This window comes from Kitasatospora sp. CMC57, from assembly GCF_045866025.2.
GTDB lineage: Bacteria > Actinomycetota > Actinomycetes > Streptomycetales > Streptomycetaceae > Kitasatospora.
Genome location: NZ_AP035881.2, coordinates 2,361,285 through 2,378,850, shown reverse-complemented (window position 1 = coordinate 2,378,850; position 17,566 = coordinate 2,361,285). Strand labels below are relative to the sequence as shown.

Sequence of the window (17,566 nt, the reverse complement as noted above, 5' to 3'; positions counted from 1 at the left end):
GGTCCGCGCGGGCCACTGCCGGACGGTGGTGGCCCGCTGCGCTGTTCGGTGCCCTGTGCCTGGCCGCCCTGCTGGGCACCGGCCTCGGGGCAGGGCGGGCCGCCCTGGGGCTGCTGGCGGGCGGCTGGAGCCTCAGCCTGATCCCGATCCACAGCAGCCACCGGCGCGACCGCGCCCCCATCACCCGCGCAGCCGGAACCCCCGGGGCGTCGGATGGAAGCCCGCCTCCTCCAGCAGCGCCCCCAGTGGAGCGGTCAGCGCCGCCTCACCGTTGACCCGCTCGACGGTGACGCTGCTGCCCAGTGCCCCGCCCCGGACGGCCGCCGCGAGCGCCGCCACCGCGAGCGGCTGCTCGGACCAGGCCAGCAGCGACTTGCCGCCGCGCTCGACGTAGAGCGCGGGCTCGCCGTCCACCAGCACCACCAGCGCGCCCGCCTTCCGGCCGGGACGGTGCTGCTGGGCGGCGGGCGGCAGCTCGGGCCAGGGCAGCGCGGCCCCGTACGCGTTCGCCGGGTCGGCCGCCGCCAGTACCAGCGTCTGGGCCGGCTCGGCGGCCGGTGCGGCCGCCCAGGCCGCCTCGCTGGCGCGCTCCTGCCGGCCGCTGACCGAGCGGAGCCGGTCGGCGGCGCCGTCCATCGCGAACTGCGCCCCGCCGAGGCCCTCCACGAAGTAGCCCCGGCGGGCCCGGCCGCGCTCCTCGAAGGCGCTCAGCACCCGGTAGACCCCGGCGAAGCCGCCGGGCACCCGCTCGGCGGCCACCGCGCCCCTGGTCAGCACGCCGTGCCGGTCCAGCAGGGTCTGCGCCTGCGCGGTGCCCCGCAGGGTCGGCTCGGCGCTCGGCTCCGGCAGCAGGGACCAGCGGCCGGCCACCGTCGGTGAACCGGCCCGGGCGGCCGGCCTGGCCATCCCGCCGTACCGGCCGCGCGGGGCGGCCCTGGGCGCCCGGTGCGCGGTGGCGCCGGCCGTCCGGCCCGAGCCGAGCAGGGCGCGCAGCGGAGCCAGTGTGTCGTTGGTCACATACCCGGCCCAGGCCAAGTCCCAGAGTGCCTCCGTCAACTCGCCCTCCGGGACCTCGGGCAGCCGCTCCGTCAGCTGACGGAAGAACAGGCCGTAGCCGCCCGCCAGGGCCGCCAGCAGCGCGGTGTGCACGGGGGTGACGGCCGGCGGGACGGGCTCGGGGCGCAGCAGGTGGGCCGTCTCGGGCAGGTGCAGGCCGATCCAGCCGTCCTTGCCGGGTAGCGCGCCCGCGCCGGACCAGCCGATCTCCCCGGCGGCCATCAGCTCGTCCAGCAGGGCGGGCGTGTAGTCCAGCATGCGGGCGGGCAGCACCAGCTTCTCCAGCGCGGAGGCGGGCAGCGCCGTCCCCTGGAGCTGCTCGACCACCCGGAGCAGGCCGTCCGGGCCGCGCAGCCGGTGGCCGCCCAGGTGCTGCCACTGCGGCAGGAAGGCGGCCAGCGCCCGGGGTGGCACCGCCTCCACCTCCTGGCGGAGCGCGGCCAGCGAGCGGCGGCGCAGCCTGCGCAGCACCTCGGCGTCGCACCACTCGACCTGGCCGCTGTGGCCCTCGCCGGGCCTGAACTCGCCCTGCACCAGCCGCCCGGCGGCGGTCAGCCGGTGCAGCACGCCGGTGACCACGGCACTGCCCAGACCGAACCGGGCCGCCGCCTCGGGCGCCGTGAAGGGGCCGTGGGTGCGGGCGTACCGGGCCAGCAGGTCACCGAGCGGGTCCCGGACGGGCTCGGTGAATGCCTCGGGGACGCCGACCGGAAGGGGGGTGCCGAGCGCGTCCCGCAGCCGTCCGGCGTCCTCGATCGCGGACCAGCGCCGGTAGCCGCCGATCCGGACCTGGATCACCCGGCGGGCGAGCTGGAGCTCGTCCGCCCACTCGGGTGACGCCCCACGGGCCGTCAGCTCCTTGACGCTGAGCGGTCCCAGCAGGCGCAGCGCGTCCGCGACCCCTTCGGCGTCCTTGATCCGCCGCTCCGGGGTGAGCCGTTGCAGCTCTGCCTCCAGCTCGGCCAGCACCGCCGGGTCGAGCAGCTCGCGCAGCTCGGCCTGGCCGAGCAGCTCGGAGAGCAGCCGGGAGTCCAGCGCCAGGGCGGCGGCCCGGCGTTCGGCCAACGGGGAGTCGCCCTCGTACAGGAACTGCGCGACGTAGCCGAACAGCAGCGAGCGGGCGAACGGAGACGGCTCGGGGGTGGTGACCTCCACCAGGCGGACGGCGCGCGACTCCAGATCGCCCATCAGCTCGACCAGCCCCGGCACGTCGAAGACGTCCTGGAGGCACTCCCTGACCGCCTCCAGGACGATCGGGAACGAGCCGTACTCGCTCGCCACCTCCAGCAGCTGGGAAGCGCGCTGGCGCTGCTGCCAGAGCGGGGTGCGCTTGCCGGGGGTGCGGCGCGGCAGCAGCAGGGCACGGCCCGCGCACTCGCGGAACCGCGCGGCGAACAGGGCGGAGCCGCCGACCTGATCGGTCACCAGCTGCTCGATCTCGCCCTTGTCGAACAGGGCGGCGTCGGCCCCGACCGGGGCCTCGTCGGTGACCGGCCTGTCGGACGGGAAGTCGAGCAGGTCGGCGTCCGGCAGGCGGAGCACGATGCCGTCGTCGGCGTGCATCACCTGCGGGTCCAGGCCGTGCTTCTCGCGCAGCCTGGCCCCGAGGGCCAGCGCCCACGGGGCGTGCACCTGGGCGCCGAACGGGGAGTGGATGACGATCCGCCAGTCGCCCAGCTCGTCCCTGAACCGCTCGACCACGATGGTGCGGTCGTCCGGCAGGTGGCCGGTGGCGGTGCGCTGCTCGGCCAGGTAGGTGAGCAGGTTGGCCGCCGCCCAGTCGTCCAGACCGGCGGCCCGCAGCCGGTCCTTCGCCTGATCGGGTGTCAGGGCGCCCAGCTCGCGGACGAAGGCGCCGACCGCGCGGCCGAGCTCCAGCGGGCGGCCGAGGCTGTCGCCCTTCCAGAACGGCAGCCGCCCTGGGACGCCGGGGGCCGGGGTGACCAGCACCCTGTCGTGGGTGATCTCCTCGATCCGCCAGGAGGTGGTGCCCAGGGTGAAGACGTCGCCGACCCGGGACTCGTAGACCATCTCCTCGTCCAGCTCCCCGACCCTCCCGCCGCCCTTCTTCGGGTCACTGCCCGCGATGAAGACGCCGAACAGGCCGCGGTCCGGAATGGTGCCGCCGGAGGTGACCGCGAGGCGCTGGGCACCGGGACGGCCGGTGACCGTGCCGGCCACCCGGTCCCAGACCAGACGGGGCCTCAGCTCGGCGAAGGCGTCCGAGGGGTAACGGCCCGCCAGCATGTCCAGCACGCCGTCGAAGGCGGACTGCGGGAGGGTGGCGAACGGCGCGGCCCGGCGGACCAGGGTGAGCAGCTCGTCCACGTCCCAGACGTCCAGCGCGGTGATCGCGACCAGCTGCTGGGCCAGTACGTCCAGCGGGTTGCGCGGCACCCGGAGCGCCTCGATGCCGCCGGAGCGCATCCGCTCGGTGACCACGGCGGACTGCACCAGGTCGGCCCGGTACTTGGGGAAGACCACGCCGGTGGAGACCGCGCCGACCTGGTGGCCGGCCCGGCCGACCCGCTGGAGGCCGGAGGCCACCGAGGGCGGCGACTCGACCTGGATCACCAGGTCGACGGCGCCCATGTCGATGCCCAGCTCCAGGCTGGAGGTGGCCACCACGGCGGGCAGCCGGCCCGCCTTCAGCTCCTCCTCCACCAGGGCGCGCTGCTCCTTGGAGACCGAGCCGTGGTGCGCCCTGGCGATCACGGCGGGCGCCCCGGTGGCGGCGCCGGAGCCGCCCATCAGCTGGGCGGGTGAGTGCGCCTCGGGCAGCGGGGTGCCGGTGGCGCGCTCGTGGGCGATCTCGTTCAGCCGGTTGCAGAGCCGCTCGGCCAGCCGGCGGGAGTTGGCGAACACGATGGTCGAGCGGTGCGCCTGCACCAGGTCGACGATCCGCTCCTCGACGTGCGGCCAGATCGACGCCTGGCGGGCCGGGTCGTCGGTGTCGTTCGGCAGCTCGTCCAGATCGGCGACCGGGACCACCACCGAGAGGTCGAACCGCTTGTCGGCGGGCGGCTGGACCACCACCGCGCCGCGCTGCGGGCTCAGGTAGCGGGCCACCTCGTCCACCGGACGGACGGTGGCGGACAGGCCGATCCGGCGGGCCGGGCGGTCCAACAGCTCGTCCAGCCGCTCCAGGCTGAGCGCCAGGTGGGCGCCGCGCTTCGTCCCGGCGACGGCGTGCACCTCGTCCAGGATCACCGTGTCGACACCGCGCAGCGCGTCCCGGGCGGCGGAGGTGAGCAGCAGGAAGAGCGACTCCGGGGTGGTGATCAGGATGTCCGGCGGATGGGTGGCGAAGCGGCGGCGGTCGGCGGCGGGGGTGTCGCCCGAGCGGATGCCGACCTGGACGTCCGGCTCCGGCAGCCCGAGCCGGACGGCCGCCTGGCGGAGCCCGGCCAGCGGGGCCCGCAGGTTGCGTTCGACGTCCACCGCCAGCGCCTTGATCGGCGAGATGTAGAGCACCCGGCAGCGGCGCTTCGGGTCGGCCGGCGGCGGGGTGTGGCTGAGCCGGTCCAGCGCGGAGAGGAAGGCGGCCAGCGTCTTGCCGGAGCCGGTGGGGGCGACCACCAGCACGTCCGTCTGCCGGTTGATCGCGTCCCAGGCGTGGGCCTGGGCGGCGGTGGGCGTGCTGAACGCCCCGGTGAACCACGCTCTGGTCGCCGGAGCGAAGCTGTCCAGGGAATCCGTCAGGTCACGTTCCGCCATCCCCCCATGGTGCCCGCCCGCACCGACAGTCCGGTCCTCCCGCCACTGCCGCCCGGCCTTCGTCCGGTGCTGACGCCTCCGCCGCCCGTCTGCCCTAGCCAGATCGGGCAGGGCAGAAAATCCGCTCATATGGTGATGTATCGGACCCGTGATCTTGGCGGGCGCACCGACGAGTGGAGGTCGCGCGAATGGATCGGCTGGGTCACGCCGTGCGCACGGATCCGGGTGACGCGGCCCGGCCGGGAGCGCACCGGGTCCGGGTCCGGATCCTGCTCGGGGTCCTGCTGGTGGCGCTGCTGATCGGCGGCGCGGTGCCGTACGTGACCGGCTCCGGCCGGTCGTACCTCAGTTACCTGGTGCTGGCGGAGCGTCAGGACGCCGACGGAGCCGCCGGCGCCGCGCGGCAGGTCAGGGCGTCGGGGGGCCGGGTGGTCCAGGAGTACCCGCAGATCGGGGTGGTGCTGGCCTACGCCACCGGCGGCTTCGCCGACCGGCTGCGCGGCCGTCCCGGGATAGCGGCCGTCGGCGCCAGCCGCACCACCGGTGTCCCCGGACCGCCCGTGGCGCTGGACGGCGCGGGCGCCTTCCGTGACACCCGGGGCGACGCCTTCGCCGGCGTGGACGACGCCGAGTCGCTCACCCCCGACCCGGCGGAGTCCGCCGAATGGAACCTGACGATGATCGGCGCCACCGGGGAGGGCGGACACCAGGCCGGGCCGCTGCCCGCCGCGCTGCTCCGTACGGCGGGCGAGGTCCCGTCCGGGGCGGCGCTGCGCCGGGTGCTGGTCGCGGTACTGGACTCCGGGGTGGACGACACCCACCCCGACCTCCGCGCGGCGGTCGACCCCCGGGCCTCGGTCTCCTGCGCCGACGGACGCCCGGACGCCAGGTACGGCTCCTGGCGCCCCGACCGGGGGGTGACCGAGAGCGGCCACGGGACCCACGTCGCCGGGATCGTCGGGGCGGCCAGGGACGGCCGGGGCGTCACCGGCGTGGCGCCGGGCGTCCGGATCGCCGCCGTCCGGCTGCTCGGCCCCCTCGGGCAGTACTACACCGAGAACATCGTCTGCGGCATGCTCTGGGCCGCCGACCACGGCGCCAGGGCGATCAACGACAGCTACTTCGCGGACCCCTGGAAGTACAACTGCCCCACCGATCCCGACCAGGCGGCGCTGATCCAGGCGGTCGGCCGGGCCGTCGGCTACGCCCAGCGGCAGGGCGCGGTGGTGGTCGCCTCGGCCGGCAACGACGGCCAGGACCTCGGCGCCACCCGCCGGGACCAGCGCAGCCCCAACGACCGGCTCACCGGTCCGGCCCAGAACCGGCTGCTCGGTACCGATTGCGTCCGGCTGCCCGGCGAACTGCCCGGCGTCCTGACGGTGAGTGCGCTCGACCGCTTCGGCCTGCCCGCCGCCTACAGCAACTACGGCCGCGGCCGGATCTCCGTCGCGGCCCCCGGCGGCGAACCCGACGGCGGCCCTTCCGGTGCCGTTGTCTCCGACTGGCCCGGCGGTCAGTACGCGGCGCTGGCCGGCACCTCGATGGCCGCCGCCCACGTGACCGGCGCCGTCGCGGTGGTCGCGGCGAGGCATCCCGACTGGCGGCCGGAACAGCTGACGGCCGTGCTGGCCGACGCGGCGGCCGGCAACTGCCCGTACGGGGCGGGGGCCTGCGCGGACCGGCAGTTCTTCGGCGCCGGGGTGCTGGCGCTGCCGGCCGACGGCTGACCGCCGCCGGGTGCCCGACCGGCTGCGCATGGGTCACCGCGTACAGGGGTCGGCCCTAGAGCTCCGGACGGTGGCCGACCGGGCGTCCGCACCGGGTTCGGGATACTTGGGGTATGAGGCTGACCGAGTTCTGGCGACGGATGTACGAGCACTTCGGCGAGGCGTACGCGGAGTCGTTCGCCAGCGACCACGTGATGTCCGAGTTGGGCGGGCGGACGGTCCGTCAGGCGCTGGAGGCGGGTTGGGAGGCCAAGGACGTCTGGCGGGTGGTGTGCCGGACCCAGGGGGTGTCGGCTCTGCTGCGCTGAGCTTTGGGCGAGACTGGGCGGGTGGCCAGTAACTCTGATCCCCAGAATCCCGAACTCCCGTCCGATCAGCCGGATACTCCGAGCGACAGAATGGCGGCCAGGGGGAACTCCCTCTGGGGGGAGGGAATGCCGAAGTGGCTGCCCCGGGCGATGGTGCTCGCGCTGCTGCTGGTCGGGGCGTTCCAGCTGGTCGACTGGGCCTTCCGGCAGCTGGTCGACCTGCTGGTGATGCTGCTGGTGGCGTTCTTCCTGTCACTGGCGATGGAGCCGGCCGTTGACCGGATGGCGGCGCGCGGGGTGCGCCGGGGGCTCGGGACGTTCCTGGTCTTCATCGGACTGGCGATCGCGGTCGCCGGATTCCTCACCGCGCTCGGCACCCTGCTGGTCGACCAGGTCGCGAAGATCGCCGGGGACCTTCCGCACCTGCTGGACAACCTGATCGGCTGGATCAACCGGACGTTCCATCAGAACCTCTCCCTGAACGATCTGCAGCAGAAGCTGCTCAAGGACTCCGGCAACGTCGAGAAGTACGCGCAGCAGGCCGCCGACAACGTCTGGGGCGTCTCCAGCACCCTGATCGGCGGGCTGTTCCAGGCCTTCACGGTCGGCCTGTTCACGTTCTACTTCACCGCCGACGGACCCCGGGTCCGGCGCACCGTCTGCTCGCTGCTGCCGCCGGCCAAGCAGGGCGAGGTGCTCCGGGCCTGGGAGATCGCGCTCGCGAAGACCGGCGGCTATCTCTACTCGCGGGCGCTGCTGGCGATCGCCTCGATGCTCGCGCACTGGATCATGTTCACCGTCATCGACCTGCCGTACGCGGCGGCGCTGGCGGTCTGGGTCGGCGTCATGTCGCAGTTCGTGCCGACCATCGGGACGTATCTGGCGGGGGCGCTGCCGGTCCTGGTGGCGCTGACCGTGGAGCCGGTGGACGCGGTCTGGGTGCTGGTCTTCGTGACCGTCTACCAGCAGATCGAGAACTACCTGCTGCACCCGAGGATCACCGCCAAGACGGTGGACGTGCACCCGGCGATGGCGTTCGGCGCGGTGATCGCGGGGGCGGCGCTGCTCGGCGCGGTCGGCGCGCTGATCGCGATCCCGGTGGCCGCCACACTGCAGGGGTTCGTCGGGACGTACGTGCGGCGGTACGAGGTGGCCACCGACCCACGGATCGACCGGGGCAAGGACCGCAAGGAGCGGCGGGAGCGCAGGCGACAGGCGGCCCGCAGGCTGCGGCAGATGGTGCGCGGCTCTTCGAAGGACCGGGACGGCAAGGACGGCAAGGGCCAGGGCGGGACGGACGGCGGGAACCGTGGCGGCAAGGGCGGGGAGGACGGCAGGTGACGAGAATCGAACGGGTGTTCGCTATGCTGACATGCGGCGAGTTTTCCACAGGCACGACCCGTTCGGGGTGGATTGTCGGTGGGACGCGCTAGCGTCGATGACGATGAAGCGCACAGCACAGAACCCGAGGGTGGAACCCATGGCAGGTACGGACCGCGAGAAGGCCCTTGAGACCGCACTCGCCCAGATTGAGCGGCAGTTCGGCAAGGGCTCGGTGATGCGCCTCGGCGAGAAGGCCAACGAGCCGATCGAGGTGATCCCGACCGGCTCCACGGCGCTGGACGTCGCGCTCGGCGTCGGCGGCCTGCCGCGCGGCCGGGTGATCGAGATCTACGGTCCCGAGTCCTCCGGCAAGACCACGCTGACCCTGCACGCGGCGGCCAGCGCCCAGAAGCTCGGCGGCACGGTGGCGTTCGTGGACGCGGAGCACGCCCTCGACCCTGAATACGCCAAGAAGCTCGGCGTGGACACCGACGCCCTGCTGGTCAGCCAGCCGGACACGGGCGAGCAGGCGCTCGAGATCACCGACATGCTGATCCGCTCCGGCGCGGTCGACCTGATCATCATCGACTCGGTCGCGGCGCTCGTGCCGCGCGCCGAGATCGAGGGTGAGATGGGTGACTCGCACGTCGGTCTGCAGGCCCGCCTGATGAGCCAGGCCCTGCGGAAGATCGCCGGTGCGCTGAACCAGTCGAACACCACCGCGATCTTCATCAACCAGCTCCGCGAGAAGATCGGCGTGATGTTCGGCTCACCGGAGACCACCACCGGTGGCCGCGCGCTGAAGTTCTACGCCTCCGTCCGGCTGGACATCCGTCGGATCGAGACGCTCAAGGACGGCACCGAGGCGGTCGGCAACCGCACCCGCGTCAAGGTGGTCAAGAACAAGGTCGCCGCGCCGTTCAAGCAGGCCGAGTTCGACATCCTCTACGGCCACGGCATCAGCTGGGAGGGTGGCCTGATCGACATGGGTGTCGAGCACGGCTTCATCCGCAAGGCCGGCGCCTGGTACACGTACGAGGGCGACCAGCTCGGCCAGGGCAAGGAGAACGCCCGCAACTTCCTGCGCGACAACCCGCAGCTGGCCGAGGAGATCGAGCTGAAGATCAAGCGGAAGCTCGGCATCGGCCCGAAGGTGGAGGGCGACGCGGCCCCCGCCGACGCGGCCGTCGTCACCGACGAGGATGCCAAGCCGGCCGCCAAGACCGCGGCCGCCAAGAAGACGGCGGCGGCGGCGAAGAGCTGATCCGACGTTGACGCACGAGAGCGGGGCCGAGGTGCCGGGTTCGGACGAACCCGGCACCGAGGTGTTTCCGGGTCTGCTGCGGGCCTCCGAGTTGAGCGGCGGCCGGCGCCGACGTCGGACGGAGTTGGAGCCGCTGCCGTCCGGGCAGCCCGCCGAGCCGGCGGAGCCGAAGCGCAGGCCCCGGAGCGAGCGGCGGGCCGCACCTGCCGCCGTCACCGACCCTGCGGCCCAGGCCCGCGACATCTGCCTGCGGTTGCTCACCGGCACGGCGAAGACCCGTAAGCAGTTGGCCGACGCGCTGCGCAAGAAGGAGATCCCCGACGAGGTGGCCGCCGAGGTGCTGGACCGCTACGAGGAGGTCGGGCTGATCGACGACGGCGCGTTCGCGGCCGCCTGGGTCGAGTCCCGGCACGCTGTCCGCGGCCTCGGGCGCCGGGCGCTGGCCCAGGAGCTGCGGCAGCGCGGGGTCGCGGGGGAGCTGGTCGAGCGCGCCTTGGAGCAGGTCGACAACGAGGACGAGGAGGAGGCCGCACGCGAGCTGGTCCGCCGGAAGCTGCGGACGATGCGGGCCCTCGACCCCCAGGTCAGGACACGGCGGCTGGTCGGCATGCTGGCCCGGCGGGGGTACTCCGAGGGCCTGGCGTTCCGGGCGGTGAAGGACGTGCTGACGGAGGAGAACTGATGGACCTTCAGTGCCCGGATGTGATGGATCACTGGCACATCTTGACCGTTTCGTGACCCCCGCTTAGCCTCACAGAAATATGTGCTGAGCAGGACGGAGCGGTGCCCGATGTGGATCGCGATGGGGTGCGTCGGGGCGTTGCTGCTGCTGGGCTGGGCGGTGTTCCGCTGGGTGCGTGCCACCGAGCGACGGGCCGCCGGTGCGGTGGAGTTCGTCGAGGCCGAGGTGACCAGGCGGCGGGCCGAGCTGGAGCGGCGCGAGGCGGCCGTCGCCGTACTGGAGGACGAGCGGCTCAGGGAGTTGGAGCGGCTGGCCGGTCTGACGGCCGGTCAGGCCCGGGCCCAGGTGCTCAGCGCCGCCGAGACGGCGGCCCGCCGGGAGGCCGTGGTCACCGTCCGGGAGATCGAGCGGCAGGCCCGGCAGGACGGCGAGGCCCGGGCCAGGGAGATCGTCGCGAGCGCGGTCCAGCGGATGGCGAGCGAGCAGACGGCCGAGACGGTGCTCACCGTCTTCCGGCTCCCCAACGAGGAGTTGAAGGGCCGGATCATCGGTAAGGAGGGGCGGAACATCCGCGCCTTCGAGGCCGTCACCGGCGTCAACCTGCTGGTGGACGAGACCCCCGAGGTGGTCCAGCTCTCCTGCTTCGACCCGGTCCGCAGGGAGGCCGCCCGGCTCACCCTGGAGACCCTGGTCGCGGACGGCCGGATACAGCCGGCCCGGATCGAGACGGTGCACGCCCACAGCCTCGGCGAGGTGGAGCGGCTCTGCGTCCGGGCCGGGGAGGACGCGCTGATCGCGGCCCAGGTCGGTGAGATGGAGCGGGAGCTGGTCCGCACCCTCGGGCAGCTGCGGTACCGCACCTCCTACGGGCAGAACGTGCTGGCCCACCTGGTGGAGTCGGCCCGGGTGGGGGCGCTGATGGCGGCCGAGCTGGGGGCGGACGTGGCGCTGGTCCGGCGGGCGGCGCTGCTGCACGACATCGGCAAGGCGCTCCCGTCCGACGTGGCGGGCAGTCACGCGCTGGCCGGAGCCGAGTACGCCCGCCGCTGGGGTGAGTCGGCGGAGGTGGTGCACGCCATCGAGGCGCACCACGGCGAGGTCGACCCGCAGACCGTTGAGGCGGTGCTCACGCAGGCCGCCGACGCCTGCTCCGGGGGCCGGCCGGGCGCCCGGAAGGAGTCCGCCGAGTCCTACGTCCGACGCCTGGCCCGGCTGGAGGAGATCGCCGCGGCCCAGCCAGGCGTCACCAAGGTGTTCGCCATGCAGGCCGGCCGGGAGATCCGGGTGATGGTCCAACCCGACCAGGTGGACGACATCGCCGCCCAGGTCATCGCCCGCGAGATCGCCAAGCGCATCACCGAGGAGCTCACCCTCCCGGGGCAGACCCGCGTCACGGTCATCCGGGAGACCCGCGCCGTCGAGGTCGCCCGCTGACCGACGCAGGGCGGCCGTCGGTCAGCCGGTTCAGGGACTGGTGATCGGGGCCGGACCTCCGCGGGCGTGCTGGGCGAGGGCCTGGAGCGCCTCGGGCTCGGCCCCGTGGGTGGAGCCGACCAGGTGGCCGTCGGGGCGGATCAGCAGGACGGTGTGCGGGTCGGCCGCCGGGTACTGGTCGGTTACCAGTACCTCGGTGGGGATCGGCAGTGCGGCGGCCAGTGTGGTCAACCGGGGCATCATCCCGGCCGACAGCCAGTGCTGGGAGGACCAGACCGTGGTGCCGGGGGCCACCAGCAGCAGCAGGAAGCCGGCCCCGAGCCGGGCGTGCAGCCGGTCGGTGCTGCCGTCGGTGGTGGTCACCGGCAGGTCGGGGGCGAGCACGCCGGGGGCGGTCGGCGGGAGCTGCTCGGTCAGCGAGGTGCCCCGGGCGCCGCGCTGCGGCGGCACCCGGCCGGGGATGCCGGACGGGGCCTCGGGGTAGGCGGGGGCGCCGCCGAACCGGCCGGTGCCGAGCTGTCCGTCCGCCAGCAGCGGCGCGTGCTTGCGGAACGAGCCGGTGAGCAGCGACCGCCGGGTCTGCTGCCAGCCGCGCAGCGGGCGGAGCAGCGGCATCGCCTGGTCCACGGCGCGCAGCCGGGCGCCGACCGCACCGCGCCGTTCGGTCTCGTAGCCGTCCAGCAGGGTGGAGCCGGAGTGCAGGTGCCAGGCCAGCGCGAGCCGCCAGGACAGGTTGTCGGCGTCCCGCAGGCCGTCGGCGAGGTTCTGCATGCCGAGCGCGCCGTGCAGGTGGGCGGCGTCGCCGGCCAGGAAGCAGCGGCCGACCCGGAAGCGCGCGGCCAGCCGCTGCTGGGCGGTGTGGTCGGCGGCGGCCAGCAGCTCGTACGGCGGGAGTTCGCCGCACCAGCCGGTAAGGGTGGCCTTCACCCGGGCCAGCAGGGTGTCGCCGGTGACGATGCCGGGCCAGGTGGCGTGCGGGTCGACCGGGGCGGTGGCGGCGGGGCGGCCGGGCGGCAGTCGCCAGTCGAGGCGCCAGAGCCCGTCCGGGAGCGGCCGGGCGGAGGCCTCGCGGTCCCCGCGCCACGGCGGCTCGCGGTGCAGCCGGGCCTCGCCCGCGAACGGCAGGTCGACCCGGATGGTGGCCACCGCGTGCCGGTCGACGGCGGGGCGGCCGGGGAAGCGCACCTTGAGCAGTTTGCGGACGGTCGAGCGGGCCCCGTCACAGCCGACCAGATGGCTGCCGCGCCACCAGGTGACGGCGTTGGTGCGTGAGTTGACGGTTCGTGCGCTGACGCCGTCCTTGTCCTGCTCCAGCTCGACCAGTCTGGTGAGCGGGCTGAGCTGGATCAGCGGGGTGGCGGTGACCGCGTCGCGCAGGCCGCGGTGCAGCCGGTGCTGGGGGAGGTGGCTGATCCCGTCCAGCGGCATCCGGTGCACCTCGGTGCGGCGGCGCCAGATGGTGAAGGCGTCCCAGCTGGCGGCGTCCGAGGCGGCCCGCTGGTAGCCGAGCCTGGTCAGGAAGGCGGTGCCGTCCCGGGTGAGCACGACACTGCGGGGGCCCTCGGAGCAGACCCCGGCACCTTCGTCCAGGACGACGCTGGGGACGTCCTGCCTGGCCAGGGCGAGTGCCAGGGCCAGGCCGACCGGCCCGGCCCCGACGATGATCACCGGATCCACGGCGGGACCTCGCACGTGCTCGGAGGTGCCGAAAGAGCGGCGGAGCCCGACCGCATATCCGGCCCGGGCATGCGGCCCGGATATGCAGTCAGGCTCTCAGAGGTCCCGGGTGGTGTCACGAAGAGCAATGCAACAGATCACCTGGGTGTCCGTCAAGCAGCGGCAGGCGTGCGCCGGTTCGCGCCGCGACGGCTCCGGCCCTCGATCCACTTGGCGAGCGCCGTGAGGAGGAGGCACAGCGTGATGTAGATCGCGCCGATGATGATGGTGACCGGAATGTACGGGTACCCGTCCGGCGTGGCCGTGTTGCTGGCGATCAGCTTCCCGGCGTAGAGCAGCTCGGGGTAGGTGATGACGAACCCGAGCGAGGTGTCCTTGAGGGTGACCACCAGCTGGCCGATGATGGCCGGCAGCATCGAGCGGACCGCCTGCGGGACCAGCACGGTGGTCATCACCTGCGTCTTGCGCAGGCCGAGGGCGAACGCGGCCTCGCCCTGTCCGCGCGGCACCGCGTTGATGCCGGAGCGGATGATCTCGGCCTGGACCGAGCCGTTGTACAGGGACAGCCCGATCACCAGGCCCCAGAACGGGTCGCTGGTGAAGAACGACTGGTACAGCGCGAAGATCATGATCAGCAGCGGCATCGCGCGGAAGAACTGCACCACGGCCGTGCACACCGTCCGGACCGGCCTGTGGTCGGAGAGCCGGCCCGCCGCGAGCAGCGCGCCGAGGATCAGCGAGAGCGCGGCCGCAGTGCCGAAGACCTTGAGGGTGTCCAGCAGGCCGGTCAGGATCTTCTCCTGGACGAACGTGTACTGGAACGGGTCCCACATCGCCGCGGTGAACTGATTGGCGTCGGCCAGGCTCCGGTAGACGTACCAGAGCAGTCCGAGCACGCCTATCCCGGCCAGCACACCGAGGATCAGGTTGCGCGCCTTGGCCCGGGGGCCGGGGACGTCGTAGAGAACACTGCTCCCGCTCATCGGGCCACCGCCAGTCGGGTCTCCAGGAAGCGGAACATCAGGGCCACGCAGGCGCTCAGGAAGAGATAGGCGAGCGCCACCCAGAAGAAGATCAGGTAGATGCCGTACCCGAGGTCCGTCAGGGTCTGCTGGAAGTGGTACAGCTCCGAGACGCTGAACGCGCCGGCGATCGCCGAGTTTCGGGGGAGTGCGATGAACACGCTGCTCATCGGCCCCAACACGGTCCGCCCGGCCTGCGGCAGCACCACCTGGGTCAGGGTCTGACTGAACGTCATCCCCAGACTGCGGGCGGCCTCGGCCTGGCCGACCGGGACGGTGTTGATGCCCGAGCGGAGCACCTCGCAGACGAACGACGCGGTGTACGCGGACAGGCCGATCACCGCGAAGGTGAAGTTGCTGAAGTGCACGCCCAGCCGCGGGAGTCCGAAGACCACGCCGAAGAACAGCACGGTCAGCGGGGTGTTCCGGAAGGTGTTCACCCAGACGGTGCCGAACAGCCGCAGCACCGGGACCGGGGAGACCCGGAAAGCCGCCAGCAGGGTGCCCAGCAGCAGGGCGAACAGCGCACTCAGGGCGCTGAGTTCGACCGTCTGCAGGAAGCCGTCCCGGAACAGCGCCAAGTTGCCGTTCTCGAACAGTCTGCCCATACCGGCGGCCCTCCTTTCGTTACTGGACGGGTCAGTTGGTCAGGGCCGGGATCTCCGGGGCCGCAGCACCCGAGAGACCGAGGGTGGCGTCGTACGCCTTCTTCCAGTCGCCGTTGTCCTCGTGCGCCTTCAGCGCGTCGGCCACGGCCTTCTGGAAGGCCGCGTCCTCCTTGGCGACACCGACGCCGTAGGGCTCCTGGGAGAAGGTCTTGCCGACCACCCGGAGCTTGCCGGCGTTCTTGGCGGCGAAGCCCTTGAGGATCGCGTCGTCGGTGGTGACCGCGTCGACCTCGTTGGTGAGCAGCTTGTCCACGCACTGGGCGTAGGTGTCGTACTGGGTGACCGGCAGGACCGGGGCGAACTTCTCGATCTGCTTCACCGAGGTGGAGCCGGTCGCGGAGCAGACCTTCTTGCCCTTGATCGACTCGGCGCTGGTGTACTCGGCCTTGTCCTTGAGCACCAGCAGGTCCTGGCCGGCCACGTAGTACGGGCCGGCGAACGCGACCTTCTCCTTGCGGGCGGGGGTGATGCTGTAGGTGCCGACGTAGTAGTCGATCTGGCCACCGGAGATGGAGGTCTCACGGTTGGCCGAGTTGATCGTCTTGAACTCGATCTTGTCGGGCGCGAAGCCCAGGTCGGCCGCGATCATCTTGGCGATCTCGATGTCGAAGCCCTCGCGGGTGCCGGTGGTGGGGTTCTCGAAGCCCAGGTACGGCTGGTCGGCCTTGGCGCCGATGATCAGCTTGCCGCGCTTCTTGGCCTCGTCGAAGGTCTTCGAGCCCTCCACCTTGGCGTCGGCCTTCACCGTGTAGGTCGGCAGCTTGGCAGCGGTGTCGGTGGCCGCGGGGGCGTCCTTGCCACAGGCCGCGACGGCGGTCAGGGCCAGGACGGACATGGCGGCAGCGATGGTACGACGAGTCCTCATGGAAGGAGCTCTCCTCTGGTGTGGCCACGGAGTGTCCGGGCACGGGGAGTTCGGGGCATGACAGAAGACTGACGCTAGGTCAGCGGGGGCCTCAGTGGTGCAGGATCTTCGAAAGGAAGTCCTTGGCACGGTCGCTGCGGGGCGCGGTGAAGAACGCCTCGGGGGTGTTCTCCTCGACGATCTTGCCGTCGGCCATGAAGAGCACGCGGTTGGCGGCGGAGCGGGCGAAGCCCATCTCGTGGGTGACCACAACCATGGTCATCCCCTCGGCGGCCAGACTGCGCATGACCTCGAGGACCTCGTTGATCATCTCCGGGTCGAGCGCCGAGGTGGGCTCGTCGAAGAGCATCACCTTCGGGTTCATCGCCAGCGCGCGGGCGATCGCCACCCGCTGCTGCTGGCCGCCGGAGAGCTGCGCCGGGTACTTGGCCGCGTGCGCGGCGAGACCGACCCGCTCCAGCAGGGCGTGCGCGGTCTTCTCGGCCTCGGGGCGAGCGACCTTCCGCACCTTCACCTGGCCGAGCACCACGTTCTCCAGCACGGTCTTGTGCGCGAAGAGGTTGAAGCTCTGGAACACCATGCCGACCTCGGCCCGGAGTTTCGCCAGCTGCTTGCCCTCGGCGGGCAGCGGGCGGCCGTCGATCGAGATCGCGCCCGAGTCGATCGTCTCCAGCCGGTTGATGGTCCGGCACAGGGTCGACTTGCCGGAACCGGACGGGCCGATCAGCACCACGACCTCGCCCTGCCGGATCTCCAGGTCGATGTCCTGGAGCACGTGCAGGGCGCCGTAGTGCTTGTTCACACCGCTCAGCACCACCAGTGGAGCGGCGGTGGAGTCACTGACGGTGGTTTCGGTCATCGCGCCTGGCTCCCTCGTGGGCGAACCCCGGAGGTTTGTCCTCACAGGGGCGGTGCTGATCCCGGGGGCTGTTCGCCGGCGGAGCTCGCAGCCCCCGGTGGGGCCGACCTTAGGGCGCTGACCATGCCACGTCAGCCGATCTGAGGATTACTTGAGGATCACGATCCGGCCACGTCGTCCGCGGACCGGGCCGGTCGTGACAGACGGAGCGGACTGGACAATACTCCGCAGGGATCGGACATGGAACGGAGGACCGGGATGCGACTGCTGCTCGTCGAGGACGACGAACGGGTGGCCGCCGCGCTGGTCGCGGTGCTCGGCCGGCACGGCTTCCAGGTCAGGCACGCCCGCAGCGGGCACGAGGCGCTGGACGCCCTGGTGCCGGACGGCAGTGACCCGTACCGGGTGGTGCTGCTCGACCTCGGGCTGCCCGACCGGGACGGCTTCGAGGTGTGCAGCCGGATCCGCGCGCACAGCGGCGTCCCGGTGATCATGGTGACCGCCAGGGCCGACATCAGGTCCCGCATCCACGGCCTCAACCTCGGTGCCGACGACTACGTCACCAAGCCGTACGACATGGGCGAACTGCTGGCTCGGATCCACGCGGTGGCCCGCCGCGGCCTGGCCACCGAACCGGCAGAGCCGGTCAGCCAGGCCGGACCGCTGGAGGCTCGCGGCATCCTGATCGACCGGGAACGCCGCCGGGTCAGCGTGCAGGGCCGTGACGTCCCGCTCACCCGCAAGGAGTTCGACCTGCTGGCGCTGCTCGCGCAGAGCCCCGGCGTGGTCTACCGGCGGGAGCAGATCTTCAGCGAGGTCTGGCGCTCCGGCTGGGAGGGCAACGGCCGGACCCTGGAGGTGCACATCGGTTCGCTGCGCACCAAGCTCGCGCTGCCCGGCCTGGTCGAGGCGGTCCGGGGGGTCGGCTACCGCCTGATCCCCGAGCAGCCGGCCGGCTGATCCC

Annotated in this window: 13 protein-coding genes; 7 read left to right on the top strand and 6 right to left on the bottom strand. The window is 72.6% G+C overall.

What is annotated here, in order from left to right; translation table 11 throughout:
* Positions 1–180: 180 nt before the first annotated feature.
* Entirely contained in the window at positions 181–4,773 is a 4,593-nt protein-coding gene (locus ACKUU6_RS10520; protein WP_407988233.1) for an ATP-dependent helicase, read from the bottom strand.
* A gap of 188 nt (positions 4,774–4,961) precedes the next feature.
* Between ACKUU6_RS10520 and ACKUU6_RS10515 the strand changes: the two genes are divergently transcribed.
* The 6 genes from ACKUU6_RS10515 (at position 4,962) to rny (ending at position 11,511) form a co-directional block, all read left to right on the top strand.
* Positions 4,962–6,500 carry a S8 family peptidase gene (locus ACKUU6_RS10515; protein ID WP_407988232.1) on the top strand — a complete coding sequence of 513 codons (1,539 nt, stop codon included), beginning with the start codon at positions 4,962–4,964 and terminating at the stop codon, positions 6,498–6,500.
* A 113-nt stretch (positions 6,501–6,613) separates the two neighbouring features.
* Complete coding sequence (locus ACKUU6_RS10510; RefSeq protein WP_407988231.1) at positions 6,614–6,808, top strand: DUF3046 domain-containing protein; 195 nt, start codon at positions 6,614–6,616, stop codon at positions 6,806–6,808.
* A 126-nt stretch (positions 6,809–6,934) separates the two neighbouring features.
* Positions 6,935–8,149 (top strand): AI-2E family transporter, encoded by a 1,215-nt coding sequence (locus ACKUU6_RS10505; RefSeq protein WP_407988230.1) that lies wholly within the window; start codon positions 6,935–6,937, stop codon positions 8,147–8,149.
* Between the two features lie 139 nt (positions 8,150–8,288).
* Positions 8,289–9,395 (top strand): recombinase RecA, encoded by a 1,107-nt coding sequence (gene recA / locus ACKUU6_RS10500; RefSeq protein WP_407988229.1) that lies wholly within the window; start codon positions 8,289–8,291, stop codon positions 9,393–9,395.
* 7 nt (positions 9,396–9,402) lie between these two features.
* Positions 9,403–10,077 (top strand): regulatory protein RecX, encoded by a 675-nt coding sequence (locus tag ACKUU6_RS10495; protein WP_407988228.1) that lies wholly within the window; start codon positions 9,403–9,405, stop codon positions 10,075–10,077.
* Positions 10,078–10,185: 108 nt separating this feature from the next.
* Positions 10,186–11,511 carry a ribonuclease Y gene (gene rny, locus ACKUU6_RS10490; RefSeq protein ID WP_407988227.1) on the top strand — a complete coding sequence of 442 codons (1,326 nt, stop codon included), beginning with the start codon at positions 10,186–10,188 and terminating at the stop codon, positions 11,509–11,511.
* Positions 11,512–11,541: 30 nt separating this feature from the next.
* Here rny and ACKUU6_RS10485 read toward each other — a convergent pair whose 3' ends face one another.
* The 5 genes from ACKUU6_RS10485 to ACKUU6_RS10465 all read right to left on the bottom strand — a co-directional run bounded on the left by ACKUU6_RS10485 (position 11,542) and on the right by ACKUU6_RS10465 (position 16,563).
* Entirely contained in the window at positions 11,542–13,188 is a 1,647-nt protein-coding gene (locus ACKUU6_RS10485; protein WP_407988226.1) for an FAD-dependent monooxygenase, read from the bottom strand.
* A 152-nt stretch (positions 13,189–13,340) separates the two neighbouring features.
* Entirely contained in the window at positions 13,341–14,171 is an 831-nt protein-coding gene (locus tag ACKUU6_RS10480; RefSeq protein ID WP_407988225.1) for an amino acid ABC transporter permease, read from the bottom strand.
* Complete coding sequence (locus ACKUU6_RS10475) at positions 14,168–14,818, bottom strand: amino acid ABC transporter permease (protein WP_407988224.1); 651 nt, start codon at positions 14,816–14,818, stop codon at positions 14,168–14,170. Before ACKUU6_RS10475 ends, ACKUU6_RS10480 begins: the two co-directional genes overlap by 4 nt.
* Before the next feature lie 31 nt (positions 14,819–14,849).
* Positions 14,850–15,743 carry a glutamate ABC transporter substrate-binding protein gene (locus ACKUU6_RS10470; RefSeq protein WP_407988223.1) on the bottom strand — a complete coding sequence of 298 codons (894 nt, stop codon included), beginning with the start codon at positions 15,741–15,743 and terminating at the stop codon, positions 14,850–14,852.
* A 91-nt stretch (positions 15,744–15,834) separates the two neighbouring features.
* Positions 15,835–16,563 carry an amino acid ABC transporter ATP-binding protein gene (locus ACKUU6_RS10465; RefSeq protein WP_407992088.1) on the bottom strand — a complete coding sequence of 243 codons (729 nt, stop codon included), beginning with the start codon at positions 16,561–16,563 and terminating at the stop codon, positions 15,835–15,837.
* Positions 16,564–16,860: 297 nt separating this feature from the next.
* Here ACKUU6_RS10465 and ACKUU6_RS10460 point away from each other — a divergent pair, with 297 nt between their 5' ends.
* Complete coding sequence (locus ACKUU6_RS10460; protein ID WP_407992087.1) at positions 16,861–17,562, top strand: response regulator transcription factor; 702 nt, start codon at positions 16,861–16,863, stop codon at positions 17,560–17,562.
* Positions 17,563–17,566: the final 4 nt, after the last annotated feature.

Bases quoted from the DNA above. Each gene is read 5' to 3' on its own strand.
- ACKUU6_RS10520 (WP_407988233.1), bottom strand. From the start codon at position 4,773: ATGGCGGAACGTGACCTGACGGATTCCCTGGACAGCTTCGCTCCGGCG.
- ACKUU6_RS10515 (WP_407988232.1), top strand. From the start codon at position 4,962: ATGGATCGGCTGGGTCACGCCGTGCGCACGGATCCGGGTGACGCGGCC.
- ACKUU6_RS10510 (WP_407988231.1), top strand. From the start codon at position 6,614: ATGAGGCTGACCGAGTTCTGGCGACGGATGTACGAGCACTTCGGCGAG.
- ACKUU6_RS10505 (WP_407988230.1), top strand. From the start codon at position 6,935: ATGCCGAAGTGGCTGCCCCGGGCGATGGTGCTCGCGCTGCTGCTGGTC.
- recA (WP_407988229.1), top strand. From the start codon at position 8,289: ATGGCAGGTACGGACCGCGAGAAGGCCCTTGAGACCGCACTCGCCCAG.
- rny (WP_407988227.1), top strand. From the start codon at position 10,186: ATGTGGATCGCGATGGGGTGCGTCGGGGCGTTGCTGCTGCTGGGCTGG.
- ACKUU6_RS10480 (WP_407988225.1), bottom strand. From the start codon at position 14,171: ATGAGCGGGAGCAGTGTTCTCTACGACGTCCCCGGCCCCCGGGCCAAG.
- ACKUU6_RS10475 (WP_407988224.1), bottom strand. From the start codon at position 14,818: ATGGGCAGACTGTTCGAGAACGGCAACTTGGCGCTGTTCCGGGACGGC.
- ACKUU6_RS10470 (WP_407988223.1), bottom strand. From the start codon at position 15,743: ATGAGGACTCGTCGTACCATCGCTGCCGCCATGTCCGTCCTGGCCCTG.
- ACKUU6_RS10460 (WP_407992087.1), top strand. From the start codon at position 16,861: ATGCGACTGCTGCTCGTCGAGGACGACGAACGGGTGGCCGCCGCGCTG.